Annotated in this window: 17 protein-coding genes and 2 pseudogenes; 17 read left to right on the top strand and 2 right to left on the bottom strand. The window is 64.8% G+C overall.

Annotated elements, in window-relative coordinates:
* Positions 1-18 precede the first annotated feature (18 nt).
* The 3 genes from mftE to mftG are packed head-to-tail and all read left to right on the top strand — an operon-like array spanning position 19 to position 3,625.
* The gene (mftE, locus tag MMSP_RS23175) at positions 19-771 is read left to right on the top strand and encodes a mycofactocin biosynthesis peptidyl-dipeptidase MftE (protein ID WP_015354674.1); all 753 of its coding nucleotides are present in this window, start codon (positions 19-21) and stop codon (positions 769-771) included.
* On the top strand, positions 768-2,180 hold the full coding sequence (mftF, locus tag MMSP_RS23170) for a mycofactocin biosynthesis glycosyltransferase MftF (protein WP_020788571.1): 1,413 nt from the start codon (positions 768-770) through the stop codon (positions 2,178-2,180). The genes mftE and mftF overlap by 4 nt, the downstream gene beginning before the upstream one ends.
* Before the next feature lie 8 nt (positions 2,181-2,188).
* On the top strand, positions 2,189-3,625 hold the full coding sequence (mftG, locus tag MMSP_RS23165) for a mycofactocin system GMC family oxidoreductase MftG (RefSeq protein ID WP_020788570.1): 1,437 nt from the start codon (positions 2,189-2,191) through the stop codon (positions 3,623-3,625).
* Here the strand turns inward: mftG and MMSP_RS23160 are convergent.
* Both MMSP_RS23160 and MMSP_RS23155 read right to left on the bottom strand, forming a co-directional pair.
* Positions 3,615-4,250: a TetR/AcrR family transcriptional regulator gene (locus tag MMSP_RS23160; protein ID WP_020788569.1), complete on the bottom strand. Its 636-nt coding sequence runs from the start codon at positions 4,248-4,250 to the stop codon at positions 3,615-3,617. The two genes, mftG and MMSP_RS23160, sit on opposite strands and share 11 nt — an antisense overlap.
* 134 nt (positions 4,251-4,384) lie before the next feature.
* A pseudogene (locus MMSP_RS23155) lies at positions 4,385-6,365 on the bottom strand (PPE family protein).
* Between the two features lie 742 nt (positions 6,366-7,107).
* On the opposite strand from MMSP_RS23155, the pseudogene MMSP_RS29060 reads away from it, so the two are divergent.
* From MMSP_RS29060 to rpsQ, 14 genes and pseudogenes are all read left to right on the top strand, one after another.
* A pseudogene (locus MMSP_RS29060) lies at positions 7,108-9,558 on the top strand (PPE domain-containing protein).
* 419 nt (positions 9,559-9,977) lie between these two features.
* The gene (locus MMSP_RS23140) at positions 9,978-11,309 is read left to right on the top strand and encodes a lipase family protein (protein WP_051153725.1); all 1,332 of its coding nucleotides are present in this window, start codon (positions 9,978-9,980) and stop codon (positions 11,307-11,309) included.
* The gene (locus tag MMSP_RS23135; RefSeq protein WP_020788564.1) at positions 11,296-11,562 is read left to right on the top strand and encodes a hypothetical protein; all 267 of its coding nucleotides are present in this window, start codon (positions 11,296-11,298) and stop codon (positions 11,560-11,562) included. Before MMSP_RS23140 ends, MMSP_RS23135 begins: the two co-directional genes overlap by 14 nt.
* 290 nt (positions 11,563-11,852) lie before the next feature.
* On the top strand, positions 11,853-12,158 hold the full coding sequence (rpsJ, locus tag MMSP_RS23130) for a 30S ribosomal protein S10 (protein WP_003403578.1): 306 nt from the start codon (positions 11,853-11,855) through the stop codon (positions 12,156-12,158).
* Between the two features lie 14 nt (positions 12,159-12,172).
* Positions 12,173-12,826 carry a 50S ribosomal protein L3 gene (rplC, locus tag MMSP_RS23125; RefSeq protein ID WP_015354684.1) on the top strand — a complete coding sequence of 218 codons (654 nt, stop codon included), beginning with the start codon at positions 12,173-12,175 and terminating at the stop codon, positions 12,824-12,826.
* Positions 12,826-13,500, top strand: a complete 675-nt coding sequence (gene rplD / locus MMSP_RS23120) for a 50S ribosomal protein L4 (RefSeq protein WP_015354685.1) — start codon at positions 12,826-12,828, stop codon at positions 13,498-13,500. Before rplC ends, rplD begins: the two co-directional genes overlap by 1 nt.
* Positions 13,500-13,802 carry a 50S ribosomal protein L23 gene (rplW, locus tag MMSP_RS23115; protein WP_020788563.1) on the top strand — a complete coding sequence of 101 codons (303 nt, stop codon included), beginning with the start codon at positions 13,500-13,502 and terminating at the stop codon, positions 13,800-13,802. The genes rplD and rplW overlap by 1 nt, the downstream gene beginning before the upstream one ends.
* Before the next feature lie 29 nt (positions 13,803-13,831).
* Positions 13,832-14,674: a 50S ribosomal protein L2 gene (gene rplB / locus MMSP_RS23110; RefSeq protein WP_012392941.1), complete on the top strand. Its 843-nt coding sequence runs from the start codon at positions 13,832-13,834 to the stop codon at positions 14,672-14,674.
* 21 nt (positions 14,675-14,695) lie between these two features.
* Entirely contained in the window at positions 14,696-14,977 is a 282-nt protein-coding gene (rpsS, locus tag MMSP_RS23105; protein ID WP_011739061.1) for a 30S ribosomal protein S19, read from the top strand.
* A 28-nt stretch (positions 14,978-15,005) separates the two neighbouring features.
* On the top strand, positions 15,006-15,545 hold the full coding sequence (gene rplV, locus MMSP_RS23100; RefSeq protein WP_020788562.1) for a 50S ribosomal protein L22: 540 nt from the start codon (positions 15,006-15,008) through the stop codon (positions 15,543-15,545).
* Positions 15,545-16,372, top strand: coding sequence for a 30S ribosomal protein S3 (rpsC, locus tag MMSP_RS23095; RefSeq protein WP_020788561.1), 828 nt, complete (start codon positions 15,545-15,547; stop codon positions 16,370-16,372). The genes rplV and rpsC overlap by 1 nt, the downstream gene beginning before the upstream one ends.
* Positions 16,373-16,375: 3 nt before the next feature.
* A complete protein-coding gene (gene rplP, locus MMSP_RS23090; protein WP_011739064.1) occupies positions 16,376-16,792 on the top strand; it encodes a 50S ribosomal protein L16 in 417 nt (138 codons plus the stop codon).
* Positions 16,792-17,034 carry a 50S ribosomal protein L29 gene (gene rpmC, locus MMSP_RS23085; protein ID WP_020788560.1) on the top strand — a complete coding sequence of 81 codons (243 nt, stop codon included), beginning with the start codon at positions 16,792-16,794 and terminating at the stop codon, positions 17,032-17,034. The genes rplP and rpmC overlap by 1 nt, the downstream gene beginning before the upstream one ends.
* The gene (rpsQ, locus tag MMSP_RS23080; protein WP_369797336.1) at positions 17,031-17,393 is read left to right on the top strand and encodes a 30S ribosomal protein S17; all 363 of its coding nucleotides are present in this window, start codon (positions 17,031-17,033) and stop codon (positions 17,391-17,393) included. Before rpmC ends, rpsQ begins: the two co-directional genes overlap by 4 nt.
* Positions 17,394-17,487 lie beyond the last annotated feature (94 nt).

Here is a 17,487-nt window from a genome sequence, read left to right as displayed (position 1 = left end):
ACAATCGGTGCACGCCAGGTGAATTCGTCCTACCATCGGCGAGTGCCCGTACTCGGCGAATTGGGGACTTCGACGTCGAGCCAGCTACCAAGCACCTCGCCGTCAATATTGATCCCGCTGGGGTCAACTGAACAGCACGGACCGCACCTGCCGTTGGATACCGACACCCGGATCGCGACCGCGGTCGGCCGGGCGGTTGCCACGCGCATGCACGGCCGCCTGACTCAGTGTCAACCCGGTTGGCTGTTGGCGCCCCCGATCGCATACGGTGCCAGCGGTGAGCATCAGAGTTTTGCCGGAACGATCTCGATCGGCGCCGAGGCTCTGAGGGTGCTGCTGCTCGAGTACGGGAGGTCGGCCGCCTGCTGGGCTGATCGGCTGGTTTTCGTCAACGGGCACGGTGGCAATGTCGAGGCCTTGCGTGGTGCGGTTCGGCAGCTGCGCGCCGAAGGTCGCGACGCCGGATGGTCTGCCTGTGGCTCGGCGGGCGGTGACGCTCATGCCGGCCATACTGAAACATCAGTGTTGCTGCATATTTCACCGGAGGTGGTGCTGACCGACCGGCTGAGTGCGGGGAACGCGGCGCCGCTGGCCGAATTGCTGCCGTCGTTGCGCCGCGGTGGCGTCGCGGCGGTCAGCCCGATAGGTGTGCTGGGCGATCCGACCACGGCGACCGCAGTAGAGGGAAGGCGAATCTTCGCAGAGATGGTCGATGATTGCGTGTCTCGAATTGCCCGGTGGACCCCCGGGCCCGACGGGATGCTGACATGACGCAACCCCGACTACCTGACGGGTTCGCGGTTCAGGTTGACCGTCGCGTGCGGGTGCTCGGCGGCGGGTCGGCCCTGCTCGGTGGGTCGCCGACCCGATTGCTACGTCTGGCGCCTGCCGCCCAGGACATGCTCTGTGACGGCCGTCTGAAGGTTCGCGACGACATCAGCGCTGAGCTGGCCCGCACGCTGTTGGACGCGACGGTAGCGCATCCCCGGCCGGCGAGCGGGCCATCGCATCGCGATGTCACTGTCGTGATACCGGTGCGAGACAATGCATCCGGCGTGCGCCGGCTGGTTGCCTCACTGCGTGGCCTGCGCGTGATCGTGGTGGATGACGGGTCGTCGAGCCCGGTCGAGCTGGAGGACTTCGCGGGGGCGCACTGCGATATCGAAGTGCTGCACCACCGGCGCAGCAAGGGGCCGGCCGCCGCTCGCAACACCGGGTTGGCAGCCTGCACGACCGAGTTCGTGGCATTTCTGGATTCCGACGTGGCGCCACGCCGCGGCTGGCTCGAGGCCCTGCTCGGGCACTTCTGCGATCCCACCGTGGCGTTGGTCGCGCCTCGCATTGTGGGCCTGGCGCCGAGTGAGAATCTGGTGGCCCGCTATGAGGCCGTGCGTTCATCGCTGGACCTTGGTCAGCGGGAAGCGCCGATATTGCCGCACAGCCCGGTGTCCTACGTTCCCAGCGCCGCGATCATCTGCCGTTGCTCCGCCATCCGTCAGGTCGGCGGGTTCGACGAAACCATGCACTCCGGTGAGGACGTCGATCTGTGCTGGCGCCTTATCGAGTCCGGTGCCCGGCTGCGCTACGAGCCGATTGCACTGGTTGGTCATGAGCATCGGACCCAATTGCGTGCCTGGATCGCGCGCAAGGCGTTCTACGGGGGGTCGGCGGCGCCGCTGTCGGTGCGCCACCCGGACAAGACCGCGCCGTTGGTGATTTCCGGCTGGGCCCTGACTGCCTGGGTGCTGATGTCGCTGGGTACCCGAGCAACGCAGCTGGCCTCGCTGATCATCGCGGTGTTGACGGGCCGGCGAATTGCCACGGCACTGCGTAGTGCCCAAACCTCATCGTGGGATGTGGTGGTGGTCGCGGCGCGCGGATTATGGTCGGCCGCACTGCAGTTGGCGTCGGCCATTTGCCGGCATTACTGGCCGGTGACATTGATCGCAGTCATTGTGTCCCGGCACTGTAGGCGGGTCGTGCTGGTGGCTGCGGTCATCGACGGTGTGGTCGACTGGCTGCGCCGCAGAGAGGACCCCGACGGCGACTCCGAACCGATTGGGTTGCTGACCTACCTACTGCTCAAGCGCATTGACGACCTCGCCTACGGGCTCGGCCTGTGGTACGGGGTGATGCGTGAACGCAACGCGGGCGCGCTCAAGCCGCAGATCCGACGGTAACGGCGGCCTTGACCGCGGCGCTGCGCCACAGTGATGTCCTGATCGTCGGCGCCGGAAGCGCCGGATCGGTCCTGGCCGCGCGTCTTTCCGCCGATCCGAGTTGCGCGGTGACGTTGGTCGAGGCGGGGCCCGGCCTTGCTGATCCACGGTTGCTGGCTCAAACTGCCAACGGGCTGCAGCTACCGATCAGTGCTGACAGTCCGTTGGTTCAGCGCTATCAGAGCCAGCTCACGGATCATCCAGTTCGTCGAACTCCGATCCTGCGCGGGGCGACACTTGGCGGCTCTGGGGCGGTCAACGGCGGGTACTTCTGCCGCGGGCTGGCGCGGGATTTCGATGGTGCCGCGATACCGGGCTGGTCATGGTCGCAGGTGCTCCCACACTTCCGGGCGATCGAGACCGACCTGGACTTCGACACGCCCGTGCATGGCCGCACGGGTCCCATTCCGGTGCGCCGGACCCGCGATCAGACCGGAGTCACGCAGCGATTCGTCACGGCCGCTCAGCGTGCCGGGTTCGGCTGGATCGCCGATCTCAACGATGTTGGTCCGGATATCGCCGCGGGCGTGGGCGCGGTCCCGCTGAACATCGTTGACGGGGTACGGACCGGGTCGGGGGTCGCATATCTGCTGCCGGCGCTGGGCCGCCCCAACCTGACCCTGCTGGAAGAAACCCGGGCCCAGCAAGTGCGCTTTTCCGCCGCGACCGCGGTGGGCGTCGATGCCGTCGGTCCGAGGGGGCCGATGACTCTGTGGGCGGATCGAATTGTGCTTTGTGCCGGAGCAATTGGATCCGCACACCTGCTGATGCTCTCGGGTATCGGCGACCATGCGATGCTGCGGGCCGCCGGGGTCCCGGTGGTGCAGGCGTTGCCCGTCGGGATGAATTGCAGCGACCATCCTGAATGGGCGTTGCCGACCACATGGACCGTCGCCGCCGGACGGCCGGTGTTGGAGGCGGTACTCAATACCGCTGACGGCATCGAAATTAGGCCATACACAACAGGATTCGAAGCAATGGCGGGCGCAGCTGCTAAGGGGCATCGGGACTGGCCGCACCTCGGAGTGGCGCTGATGCGACCGCGGTCTCGCGCCCGGGTCACCTTGGCATCGCCCGACCCTTCAGTGCCTCCCCGGATCGGACACCACTACGACAGTGAGCCGGCCGATGTCGCGGCTCTGCAGCGGGGGACCGAGTTGGCGCGCGAGTTAGCGGGGTCGGCAGTGGCGGGGGAGCCGGGATGGTCGACATCGCAGCATCTGTGCGGTAGCGCACCGATGGGTGTCGATGCCGACCCGACGGCCGTCGTCGATCCCGAGTGCCGGGTGCGTGGTATCGAAAACCTTTGGGTGGTTGACGGATCCATCCTGCCGCTGATTCCCAGCCGTGGTCCGCACGCAACAATCGTGATGCTGGGTCACCGGGCGGCGGAATTCATCGGGTAGCCCGCGAGTTGATCATCGGCCGCATCGGCTCGCTACCGAGCCGGCGGCGCTCCGGGGCGTGGTGATTGTTGGTGCTCGGCTGACCGGAGTGGCTCACGCCGTGCAGCAGGAGTTCGGTAATCATGGGCGCAAAGTCGCGCGGGGCCGCCCGTCCGGTGTTTATCGACCAGCCCGCGCCGGAGACCAGGCTGTAGAACGCTTCGGTCAGCCACCCGGCCGCCAGGTCGGGCCGGAACTCGCCCTGGCGCTGACCGCGGAGGAACAGCTCCTTGATCTCGCTGTCGATTTCCAGCCAGCCCTGCTTGAGCTCATTGGTGTCGGAATCCTGACTGTAGGCGTAGAGCAACGTCAGGTACTCGGATACCGATTCGCATGCCGCCACCAGCCTCCGCAGCGCCTCGGTAGCCGATCCCTCTTGCCAGCGAGCGCTTTTCAGCGCTTCGCGCATCTGGCCGAACGCGAGCTGCTCTAGCGCATCGATCAGCGCGGCGCGGCCGGCGAAGTAGCGATGCAATGTCGCACGGCTGACGCCGATTGCCGCGGCGATCTCGTCTTGGGTTGCGCTAGGCCTCCGGCCGAGGAACTCTGCGGCGGCTCGAAGAAGGCGTTCGTGATCCAGTGCCATGAGACGATAGTGCATCATCTGAGACAAAATTGTCTCAGCGAATGCAATTTTGTCTCAATCTGCTGGGTTCGTGCGGGTGGCGGACTCCGGGCGCTGGGTGGGCGGCGTGGTCCCCGATCTGCGTCCGTAACTGATCAGCCGATGGGCGTGGTGATCGCATGTGCGATTGCCTGGCCCGCGTTTACCAGGACGAAGGCTTGCAGGAGGCCGGCCACGGTAATCAGGGCTACGTCCGCCGCCAGGGGGTATCCGACGGCGTTGACGAAACCCATCGGATCGCCGTTGGCGACTTGTTGGATGCCGTCGAGGAAGAGGTTGATGTTATAGGACGGCACGCTGGTGATGGCGGCATTGGCGATGTCGGCAGTGGGCAGCAGGGCTGCGTAGCTGGCGGCACCCACCTCGGTGATGGTGTTGGCAACCTGGCTATTGGCCGCCTGTAGGTCGTCGATGATGGTGTTGATCGAGACCATCGGCGCGGCGGGTCCGGTGGTGGGAGCGGCCTGCGGATTGCCCACCGGTGAACTGGACCCGTTGGTGATCTGCGGTAGATCCAGATGGCTGATGTGGTAGCCGAAGTCGTGAATTCCTTTCTGGGTGCCGGCGGCGAGTGCGTCGGCGATGGTCAGCGGGCTCACCTCGGGCCAGAGCCCGAAGGGGGTAGCGACGTTGGGCGGTGAGGTCGAGTATCCGTAGGCGGGGTCGCCGTAGCCCAGATTGACGATGACCTTGAGGTTGGGCTGGACCAGGTCGGCGAGCGGGTCTCCGAGTACGGGCAGTGCTCGTAGTGGTTCGAGCAGCGGGAGGTCTTCGGTGCGGATCACGTAGTAGTCGGTCATGGTCGGGCCCACCGTGTTGGTCAGGTGCACGGCCGCATCGATCTGGGCGGGAGTTAGGAATAAGTAGTCGGTGTGCACGTAGTAGGCACCCGCTAGCGCGTTGAGGGTGGATACCAGGTTGAGCGGGTAGCGCGGGAAGTCGGCGACGCCGTCGTACTCGAGGGTGTAAATCCTGGTCGGGTAGAGATTGTCCGGTGTGGCGCCGCTGGCGGTGATCCCCAGACTCGGCAGCGACAGTCCCGGGAACCGGGTGGCCACTCCGCCATTGGGATTGTTGGGGTCACCCACCAGCGTGAACGAGAGTTGATCTGGCGTGGGCGGGTTGATCGATGCGGCGAGCTTGGTCATCGTCAGCGACGAGATGGTAGCGCTCTGGGAGTAGCCGAACACGGTGACGTTGTTGCCGGCGGTGATCTGCTCGCGGATCGCGCTCTCCAGGATGACCACCCCCCCGGGCCACCGAGGTGTCAAACGTCAGGTTCTTGACCCCGGTCACCGGGTAGAGGCCTTCGGGGGTGAACAACGCCTGCGCGACCGCGCCCCCGACACTGCGGCCGATATAGAGGGAGTTGGCGAGTTGCACGTAGCGTCGCGAGGGCATCGGAATGCCACTGCCGCCCATCACTTCCGCAATCGTTTGTGCGGCAGCAACATTCGTGCCGATGGAACTGTTGTTCGCGGCGGTTGCGCTGAGGCCGGAGGCCCGGGAAAGCCCGGCGCCGGCACTGCCGCCCACAGCGCCTACGATCGTGCCCAATTGCTGGCTCCAGGGTGCCAACTGAGCGGCCACCGCCGCGGCGCCGCCGTAATAGCCGGCCATGGCCGAGACATCCTGGGCCCACATCTGCTCGTATGAGGATTCGGCGGCCGCGATCGCCGGCGCGTTCTGGCCGAACAGGTTGGTCATCACCAGCGACGCCAGCTGTGCACGATTGGCCGCGACCGCGACCGGATGCACCGTGGCCGCCAGGGCGGCTTCGAATTCGGCCGCCGCTGCGCGCGCGGCGGCGGCCGCCCCCGCGGCATGTAGGGCCGAGGTGCGTAACCAGCCGACATAGTGGCCGGCCGCCACCGTCATGGCCGCCGACGCCGGACCCTGCCACACCCCGGCTGCTAACCCCGACGTGACCGACCCGAAGGAGCCAGCCGCACCGGATAACTCGGCAGAAAGCCCGTCCCAGGCCGTCGCGGCGGCCAGCATCGGCGCCGATCCCGCGCCACCAAACAACCGAGCCGAATTGATCTCCGGGGGCAACACCGAAAAACTCGCCAACATCAGCACGGCCCTTCCTTGGTCCAGCGGTCAGCACCCCATAGCCCGCCAACCGGATCAAAACGCAACTCTCATCCGATGCGTCTGAGAAACAACGCATCGGATGAGAGTGCGAACGACCTCGAGTTAGCCCGCAGCTACCCCGCGTTAATCAGGTCCGCGGAACTCGCGGCGCCCTGTATCGTCGGAGCCTGGATGCCTGGATCCCCTGAGCTGCTGCAACTTGACAACGCCGCAGCGGCGATCGTGGCGGCTACCACGGCGCCCAGCGCGCGGAGTGTGAACAGTCGCCTATTTCGCGTAACGTCCATCAGTTATTCCTCCTTTTGTCGGTACGGCGAATTGGTGTACACCTGCCGGAAAGCTAACTCCGAAACAATGCGACGAGGCGTCGTTATTTGAGATTCCAGCCGCAATTGGAGACCGCGATGTCACGTTTGCAACACTGGCGTCTCGCAATGGACGGGGCTGGTTCATAACGCGCCCTATCAGCCGAAACGCTTGCGGCCCAACGTGAGCTGCCGCTATATTTCGATCTGCAGTCGGGGGAATGAATTTTTGGTACACCAAATTTTGTGGCGGCCCCGCGCCAGGATTGAATCACGCTTTCAAGCGGGAATTCATGCAGCGAAAGTGTGCTGAAGGCGACCATTGTCATTTCGCTGCTGCTTCGGAAGTCGATTCGATAAGCAAGGCGGTACTCGGCGCGAGTGCTGGCCCGCGGCCAGACCGGGAGGGTTGGGCGATGAACTTTTCAGTGTTGCCACCGGAGGTCAACTCCGCGCTGATATTCACGGGGCCCGGGGCGGAGCCGATGCGCACGGCTGCGACGGCCTGGGGCGGGATGGCCGTGGAATTGGAGTCCGCGGCAGACTCTTTCGCTTCGGTGACCTCGGGGCTGGTCGGTGGCGCGTGGCAGGGAGCATCGTCGGTAGCGATGGGGACCGCTGCGGCTTTCCTACCTCGGGTGGCTGAACGCGGCGGCGGCCCATGCCGAACAGGCCGCCGCCCAGGCTGAGGCGTTGGTGGCCGAGTTCGCCGCTGCGCAGTCAGCGATGGTGCAGCCCTTCCTGCTCGCGGCTAACCGTTCCAGCCTGGTGTCGCTGGTGCTGTCGAACCTGTTCGGCCAAAACGCGCCGGCGATCGCGGCCGTCGAAGCCGAGTATGAGCAGATGTGGGCGCTGGATGTGTCAACGATGGCGACCTACCATGCCGGTGCTTCAGCGGCGGCAGCATCGCTGACACCGCTGGCACAGCCTCTACAGAATCTGTCGGACCTGCCGGGCAGGGTGATCGCGGCATTCGGAAATGGTGCGCCCGGCAACCACGGTCACCGCTGCGGTCACGGCGCTGCGGCTACCGGAAGACGCCAGCACTGTCAACTTCGGGCTCGCCAATATCGGTAGCGGCAACGTCGGTAACGCGAACAACGGCATCGGCAACCTCGGCAGCGGCAACCTCGGCAACTTCAATCTCGGATCCGGAAATCTCGGCAGCTCCAATGCCGGCTGGGCGAACCTGGGTAGCAACAACATTGGTGGCGCAAACAGTGGTGGTAATAACCTGGGCTGGGGGAACCTGGGCGGTCTCAACACTGGGTTTGCCAACGCGGGTTCCGGCAACTTTGGATTTGCCAATACCGGAAACAACAACATCGGCATCGGGCTGACCGGCGACAATCAGGTTGGTATCGGCGGGTTGAACTCCGGCGTCGGCAACTTCGGCCTGTTCAACTCGGGCACCGGAAACGTCGGCCTGTTCAATTCAGGTACCGGGAACTTCGGCATCGGAAACTCTGGTGCCTACGGCACCGGACTCTTCAACTCCGGGCAGGCCAACACGGGCTTGCTCAATGCGGGATCGTTCAACACCGGCCTGCTTGACGTCGGCAACGCGAACACCGGCAGCCTCAACACCGGTAGCTTCAACATGGGTTCCTTCAACCCCGGCCCATCGAACACGGGTGCCCTCAACACGGGCACCGCCAACACGGGCTGGTTCAACACGGGCAGCCTCAATACCGGCGCATTCAACATCGGCGACATGAACAACGGCCTGTTCAACACGGGCGAGATGAACAACGGTATCTTCTATCGTGGCGTTGGCCAGGGCAATTTCTACTTCTCCATCACTACGCCCGACCTGACCCTGCCGCCTCTTGAAATCCCCGGAATTACCATCCCCAATCTGAGCCTGCCGCCGATTACGGTGCCCGCGTTGACGATTCCGGCGGCGACGACGCCGGCGAATGTTGTGGTGGGTGGGTTTGATTTGCCGGGGGTGACGTTGCCGGCGTTGACGATTCCGGCGGCGACGACGCCGGCGAATGTTGTGGTGGGTGGGTTTGATTTGCCGGGGGTGACGTTGCCAGCGTTGACGATTCCGGCGGCGACGACGCCGGCGAATGTTGTGGTGGGTGGGTTTGATTTGCCGGGGGTGACGTTGCCAGCGTTGACTGACGTTGCCAGCGTTGACGATTCCGGCGGCGACGACGCCGGCGAATGTTGTGGTGGGTGGGTTTGATTTGCCGGGGGTGACGTTGCCAGCGTTGACGATTCCGGCGGCGACGACGCCGGCGAATGTTGTGGTGGGTGGGTTTGATTTGCCGGGGGTGACGTTGCCGGCGTTGACGATTCCGGCGGCGACGACGCCGGCCAATGTTGTGGTGGGTGGGTTCGATCTGCCGCAGTTGGGTATTCCGTCGTTGACGATTCCGCCTTTGACGTTGGCGGAGGGTACGACGGTGGGTGCGTTTAGTCTGCCGGAGTTGGGTATTCCGTCGTTGACGATTCCGCCTTTGACGTTGGCGGAGGGTACGACGGTGGGTGCGTTTAGTCTGCCGCAGTTGGGCATTCCGTCGTTGACGATACCGTCCTTGACGGTGCCTGCTGGGACCACGGTCGGCGGCTTTGACCTTCCTGCCCTACAGGCGCGATCGATCACCGTCGGTGGAATAGACGCGGTCGGATTTAGGACCCCCGCCATCAGCACCGTGTCCAGCACCGGCTACCTGGAGTTGCCGACGGTGACAATTCCTGGAGTCAGGGTGAACAACTTTGTTGCCTTCATTCCCAACAACATAGAATTCCTGCAAACGGGTCAACCCGGAGTCATCCCCCAGGGCTCCGGCGTTCCCTGGGGTAGAAATGAAAGCGGTAATCGACAGACCGCAGATAGCCCCCGCGTCGAGGTTTGATATGGGACTGGCGGCGCAATCGGTGCGGCTGTTTTGTGGTCGTCGACTGTAATCTCCGGACGGCGAAAACAGCGGTTGTGAGTGCATTGAATGACGGTCCCTGCGCTGATCCGGGACCGGACAAGCGGGGGTGTGACGGCGGTCGGCCAGCCTGCGCGGGTAGTGCTGAAAGTACGTCTAGATAGCCGAATATGGGCGTTCTGTCGGCGCTGCTGTGCTCCGTGCGGTGACCGGAGACGCCGTAGTCGTATCGGCTGCCCACGGGCGAGCCGGCCTTGTCCGATTCGTCTGAATTACCTGGTCGCGATCGATCGCTGATGCATTTTTCTCAAGTGAGCGTCGTCCGTATGTCTTTTGTTGCTCACAAAATTGATCGGCCAAATATGATAATTGAGAAACGCGATTTATTCGTTCGTGGTATGCGTGCTGCGAGGGGTCGCCTTCAATCGCGGCTGCAGGTCGTGGTGGTGGCCATGTTGTCCTGCGCGACAATCACCGTTGTTGCGCCGGACTCGGCGCGCGCCGACGGCGGCTTCGAATCCGAAGGCGATCAAAGCCAATACGACCAGTTCTATACTCCGCCAGACCCGCTGCCGCCCGGCGAGCCGGGCGACGTGATCCGCACCGAGCCATCGCGACTGGTGCTGGAACCATCCGGTCAGCTGGGCGCGATCATGGCAACCGGAACTCGCATCATGTACCGCAGCACCGACACCCGGGGAAACCCGATCGCAGTCACCGGCACGTATTTCGAGCCCGATAACCCCTGGCCGGGAAGCGGGCCGAGGCCGCTGCTCAGCTACGCGCCAGGCGCCGTCGGGCAGGGGGATCAGTGCGCGCTGTCGCGGGTCTTCAACCAAGGCATCCACTGGTCGCCGTGGCTGGACCTGATGGTCAACTACGAAGAGACGTTCGTCGCGACCATGGTGGCCCGCGGGTTTGCCATCGTGATGACCGACTACGAGGGGCTGGGGACTCCCGGAACGCATACCTATGTCAATCGGCTGGCCGAGGGGCACGCGGTGCTCGACGCCGCGCGCGCCGCCCAGCGACTGCCGGGAACATCCTTGGACCCACACGGCCCCGTTGCCTTCTGGGGGTATTCGCAAGGCGGTGGGGCCGCGGCCTCGGCGGCAGAACTCGTGTCGAGCTACGCGCCCGAACTCGATGTGGTGGGCACGTATGCGGGTGCGCCGCCCGCCGATCTCGTCGAGATGCTGCCCTATATGGATGGCAACGTACTGGTAGGCGCCGCCGGCTACCTGATCAACGGATTCATCTACGCCTATCCGGAACTGGCGGATGCGATTCACGAACGGATGACCCCGCGCGGGGAGGACCTGCTCGCCAAGACGCGTCACCAGTGCGTCCAGGAGACGTCGTTCAAGTTCATGTTCCGCCATCTTCGGGGCTACTTCACCAAGGACTTGGACCAACTGGTCCGTGAGGAGCCGTTCAAGACGCTGTTCGAAGCCCAGCGACTCGGACGGCACCAGCCGTCGGCGCCGGTCCTGATCGTCAACAACCGCTACGACCCGTTGGCGCCCTGGACCCAAGCCAGCCAACTCGGGCGCGATTGGTGTGCGCAGGGTGCACAGGTCGAGTTCTGGACCAACGAGGAGCCGCCGTTTCTCAACAAGGCCTCGGTCAACCATGCGCTGACTTTCTGGGTGGACGGCGAGCGTGCTCTACAGTGGGTCGCCGACCGATTCAACGGCCTTCCCGCCGCGCCCAACTGTGGCCAGTTCTGAGCAGACGGCCACGGCGGCCGCGCCGGCCCTGGACAACGGGCGGGTGGCGTTGGGCAGGCGGGGCCCGACCGGTGCGGGGCGTTGCACCGCGCTGCCGTTGGTGAGCGCACCCGGTCGGTCGTCTTGGCATGATCGATGGTCATCCGGTCCGGTCCGGGCGCTGGCCAAACGGCCGCCCGAGGAGGGTCGCGCTGCGCCGATGATCCAGTTCGTCGGTGACGTCACCTGGGATTTGGCCGAACCGCTGATCTGAGGCATACTGTTCAGGTTGTCTTGAGCCGGGTTCACGCCTGGCCGGGCATCCGACCGGCGTCCACACGGGCGCGTCCGGTCCCATCCTTGGAGTGCGACCAGATTTTGGCGCCTACAAGGCTGCGTGCGGGTGACACGCCCGACCGCGGGGGCCGGTGTACCACGACAGGTAAACAGCGGCGCAGTATCCAGCGCGCGCAGTTCGACCCGGCAGAGACCGGGCCGATCGGCGGGCTGGGGGCACCAGGTCCGAACACGGGCCTCAAGTTTTTAGAGTGAGGTAGGAGAAGCGTGGCGGGACAGAAGATCCGCATCAGGCTCAAGGCCTACGACCACGAGGCTATTGACGCTTCGGCGCGCAAGATCGTCGAGACGGTGGTCCGTACCGGCGCCAGCGTGGTTGGTCCGGTGCCGTTGCCGACCGAGAAGAACGTGTACTGCGTCATTCGCTCACCGCACAAGTACAAGGACTCGCGGGAGCACTTCGAGATGCGTACGCACAAGCGGTTGATCGACATCATCGATCCGACGCCGAAGACGGTTGACGCACTCATGCGCATCGACCTTCCGGCCAGTGTCGACGTCAACATCCAGTAGGAGGTTCTGAGAGCATGGCACGAAAGGGCATTCTCGGTACCAAGCTGGGCATGACGCAGGTCTTCGACGAGAACAACAAAGTCGTACCTGTGACGGTGGTCAAGGCGGGGCCGAACGTTGTAACGCGTATCCGCACACCGGAGCGCGACGGGTACAGCGCAGTGCAGCTGGCCTACGGCGAAATCAGTCCGCGCAAGGTCAACAAGCCGGTCACCGGCCAGTACACCGCCGCGGGCGTCAACCCCCGGCGTCACCTGGCTGAGCTGCGGCTCGACGATGCCGAGGCGGTCACCGAGTACGAAGTCGGCCAGGAGCTGACGGCGGAGATCTTCGCCGACGGCAGCTACGTCGATGTCACCGGTACCTCCAAGGGCAAGGGCTTCGCCGGCACCATGAAGCGTCACGGCTTCAGCGGCCAGGGCGCCAGCCACGGTGCCCAGGCGGTGCACCGCCGGCCGGGTTCCATCGGTGGCTGTGCCACTCCCGCGCGCGTCTTCAAGGGCACGCGGATGGCCGGCCGGATGGGTAACGACCGGGTGACCGTGCAGAACCTGTTGGTGCACAAGGTCGATGCCGAGCAAGGTGTGTTGTTGATCAAGGGCGCGGTTCCCGGCCGCACCGGTGGGCTCGTAATAGTCCGCAGCGCGATCAAACGAGGTGAGAAGTAATGGCTGCGCAAAACCAAAGCGCCCAGAAAGACTTGGAAATTCAGGTCAAGGCGCCGGACGGCAAGGTCGACGGTTCCGTCGTGCTGCCGGCCGAGCTGTTCGATGTTCCGGCGAACATCGCCCTGATGCACCAGGTGGTGACCGCTCAGCGTGCAGCGGCCCGTCAGGGTACGCACTCGACCAAGACACGCGGCGACGTCAGTGGCGGTGGCCGTAAGCCATACCGGCAGAAGGGCACCGGCCGCGCCCGTCAAGGTTCGACGCGGGCCCCGCAGTTCACCGGCGGTGGTGTGGTGCACGGTCCGAAACCGCGCGACTACAGCCAGCGCACCCCCAAGAAGATGATCGCGGCCGCGTTGCGCGGGGCGTTGTCGGACCGGGCGCGCAACGGGCGTATCCACGCCGTCACCGAGTTGGTCGCCGGCCAGACTCCGTCCACCAAGAGCGCCAAGACATTCCTGGCCACCATCACCGACCGCAAGCAGGTGCTGGTGGTCATCGGACGCGATGACCAGACCGGCGTCAAGAGCGTGCGCAACCTGCCCGGTGTGCACATTCTGTCCCCGGACCAGCTCAACACCTACGATGTGCTGCGCGCCGACGACGTGGTCTTCAGTGTTGAGGCGCTCAACGCCTATATCGCCGCCAACACGTCCGAGGAGGTTTCGGCCTAATGGCGACCATCGTTGACCCGCGCGACATCATTCTGGCGCCGGTGATTTCGGAGAAGTCCTACGCGCTGCTCGATGACAACGTGTACACATTCGTGGTGCACCCCGATTCGAACAAGACCCAGATCAAGATCGCTATCGAGAAGATCTTTGCGGTCAAGGTCGCATCGGTGAACACCGCCAACCGGCAGGGTAAGAGCAAGCGCACCCGGACTGGGTACGGCAAGCGCAAGAGCACCAAGCGCGCCATCGTCACCCTGGAGCCGGGCAGCAAGCCGATCGATCTGTTCGGAGCGCCGGCCTAGCCGGGCGCGAGACAAGGACCTGATTAGACATGGCAATTCGCAAGTACAAGCCCACGACCCCGGGTCGGCGCGGCGCGAGCGTGTCGGACTTCGCCGAAATCACTCGCTCGACTCCGGAGAAGTCGCTGGTTCGCCCGCTGCACGGTCATGGCGGGCGTAACGCACACGGCCGCATCACCACTCGCCACAAGGGTGGTGGCCACAAGCGTGCCTACCGGGTGATCGACTTCCGTCGTAACGACAAGGACGGGGTCAACGCCAAGGTCGCGCACATCGAGTACGACCCCAACCGCACCGCCCGCATCGCACTGCTTCATTACCTCGACGGCGAGAAGCGCTACATCATTGCGCCCAACGGTCTTTCCCAGGGCGACGTCGTCGAGTCGGGTGCCAACGCCGACATCAAGCCCGGCAACAACCTGCCGCTGCGCAACATCCCGGCCGGCACCTTGGTGCACGCCGTGGAGTTGCGGCCCGGCGGTGGCGCCAAGCTTGCCCGCTCGGCGGGATCGAGCATCCAGTTGCTCGGTAAGGAAGCCAGCTACGCCTCGCTGCGTATGCCCAGCGGTGAGATCCGTCGGGTCGACGTTCGCTGCCGCGCCACGGTCGGTGAGGTGGGCAACGCCGAGCAGGCAAACATCAACTGGGGTAAGGCCGGTCGTATGCGGTGGAAGGGCAAGCGCCCGTCCGTCCGTGGTGTGGTGATGAACCCGGTCGACCACCCGCACGGCGGTGGTGAGGGTAAGACCTCCGGTGGCCGTCACCCGGTGAGCCCGTGGGGCAAGCCAGAAGGCCGTACCCGCAACCCGAACAAAGCGAGCAACAAGCTCATCGTCCGACGCCGGCGCACCGGCAAGAAGCACGGGCGCTAGGAAGTCGAGGAGTAGCGAACTATGCCACGCAGCCTGAAGAAGGGCCCGTTCGTCGACGACCACCTGCTGAAGAAGGTCGACGTGCAGAACGAGAAGAACACCAAGCAGGTCATCAAGACCTGGTCGCGGCGTTCGACCATCATCCCGGACTTCATCGGCCACACCTTCGCGGTGCACGACGGCCGCAAGCATGTCCCGGTGTTCGTCACCGAGTCGATGGTCGGTCACAAGCTCGGTGAATTCGCCCCCACGCGCACGTTCAAGGGGCACATCAAGGACGACCGAAAGAGCAAGCGGCGATGAGCGTTCGCGCTAAGAGCAGAGGGTATCGATGACAACCACCACTGAATTCCCGTCGGCGACCGCCAAGGCGCGGTTCGTGCGGGTGTCGCCGAGAAAGGCGCGCCGGGTAATTGACCTGGTGCGTGGCAGGTCGGTTTCAGACGCGCTCGACATCCTGCGTTGGGCGCCGCAGGCCGCCAGCGAGCCGGTCGCCAAGGTGATCGCCAGTGCGGCCGCCAACGCGCAGAACAACAACGGCTTGGACCCGGCGACCTTGATCGTGGCCACGGTCTACGCCGACGAGGGCCCGACCGCCAAGCGCATCCGCCCGCGGGCGCAGGGACGCGCGTTCCGGATTCGCAAGCGGACCAGCCACATCACCGTGGTGGTGGAGAGCCGGCCGAGCAAGGACCAGCGGTCTTCGAAGTCGTCGCGGGCTCGCCGCGCCGAGGGCAGCAAGGCCGCCGCAACGGCGCCCGCGAAGAAGTCCTCGGCCAGCAAGGCGCCGGCGAAGAAGGCCGCCACCAAAGCCGAGTCCAAGACTTCCAAGACTTCTGAGACTTCTGAAGCGAAGGGAGGCTCAGACTAGTGGGCCAGAAGATCAACCCGCACGGCTTCCGCTTGGGCATCACCACCGACTGGAAGTCGCGTTGGTATGCCGACAAGCAGTACGCCGACTACGTCAAGGAAGACGTCGCCATCCGTCGGCTGCTGTCCAGCGGCCTGGAGCGCGCCGGAATCGCCGACGTGGAGATCGAGCGCACCCGTGACCGGGTCCGGGTCGACATCCACACCGCGCGTCCGGGCATCGTCATTGGCCGCCGTGGCACCGAGGCCGACCGCATCCGTGCGGATCTGGAGAAGCTGACCGGCAAGCAGGTTCAGCTCAACATCCTCGAAGTCAAAAACCCTGAGTCGCAAGCGCAACTGGTGGCCCAAGGGGTCGCTGAGCAGCTGAGCAACCGGGTGGCGTTCCGCCGGGCGATGCGTAAAGCCATCCAGTCCGCGATGCGCCAACCCAACGTCAAGGGCATCCGGGTGCAGTGCTCGGGTCGTCTTGGTGGCGCGGAGATGAGCCGGTCGGAGTTCTACCGCGAGGGCCGGGTTCCGCTGCACACGCTGCGCGCGGACATCGACTACGGCCTGTATGAGGCCAAGACCACCTTCGGCCGGATCGGTGTGAAGGTGTGGATCTACAAGGGCGACATCGTCGGCGGCAAGCGCGAATTGGCCGCCGCCGTTCCCGCGGGCGCCGACCGTCCGCGCCGCGAGCGGCAGGCGGGCAGCCGTCCGCGCCGCAGCGGTGCTTCCGGCACCACGGCCACCGGCGCCGAAGCCGGACGTGCCGTGGGTAGCGAAGAGCCCGCCGCCGCAGAAAGCGCTACCACCCCCGAAGCGCAGAGCACGGAGAGCTAAATCATGTTGATTCCCCGTAAGGTTAAGCACCGCAAGCAACACCACCCCCGCCAGCGTGGCATCGCCAGCGGCGGGACGTCGGTGAACTTCGGCGACTATGGGATCCAGGCCCTCGAGCACGCCTACGTCACCAACCGGCAGATCGAGTCCGCTCGTATCGCCATCAACCGGCACATCAAGCGTGGCGGTAAGGTGTGGATCAACATCTTCCCGGACCGTCCCCTGACCAAGAAGCCGGCCGAAACCCGGATGGGTTCGGGTAAGGGCTCCCCGGAGTGGTGGGTGGCCAACGTCAAGCCGGGCCGGGTGCTGTTCGAACTCAGCTACCCCAACGAAGCGATCGCACGAGCGGCGCTGACCCGCGCGATCCACAAGCTGCCGATCAAGGCACGCATCATCACCCGAGAGGAGCAGTTCTGATGGCAGTGGGAATTTCCCCTGGCGAACTGCGCGAGCTCACCGAAGAAGAGCTGACCGAGCGTCTGCGCGAATCCAAGGAAGAGCTGTTCAACCTGCGTTTCCAGATGGCGACCGGACAGCTCAACAACAACCGCCGGCTGCGCACGGTGCGTCAGGAAATCGCACGCGTCTACACCGTGTTGCGCGAACGAGAATTGGGTCTGGCGGCTGGACCCGGCGAACCCTATGGTAAGGAATCGTGATGGCAGAGGCGAAGACTGGCGCGAAGGCCACCAAGTCCGCAGCGGCGGGCGCGGCCGATGGCGCTTCCAAGGAAAAGGGTCCCAAGCACACGCCGAGCACTCCTAAGCCGCGCGGTCGTCGCAAGACGCGCATCGGCTACGTCGTGAGCGACAAGATGCAGAAGACCATCGTGGTCGAGCTCGAAGACCGCGTGCGTCACCCGCTCTACGGCAAGATCATTCGCACCACCAAGAAGGTCAAGGTGCACGACGAGCACAGCGCCGCCGGCATCGGCGACCGGGTTTCCCTGATGGAGACGCGTCCGCTGTCGGCCACCAAGCGCTGGCGGCTCGTCGAAATCCTCGAGAAGGCCAAGTGACGGTCTCATAACCGTTGCGCCGGCGACATCGCCCGAGACTTGCAGTCTCGGGCGATTTTGCATTTGGCTGGCTACCCTGGCAGCGGGTGCACTC

The sequence above is a fragment of the Mycobacterium sp. 012931 genome (genome assembly GCF_000419295.1).
In the GTDB taxonomy this organism is placed as follows: Bacteria; Actinomycetota; Actinomycetes; order Mycobacteriales; family Mycobacteriaceae; genus Mycobacterium; species Mycobacterium marinum.
The sequence above is the reverse complement of the archived record's forward strand: the minus strand, read 5'-3'. Positions and strand labels throughout refer to the sequence as shown.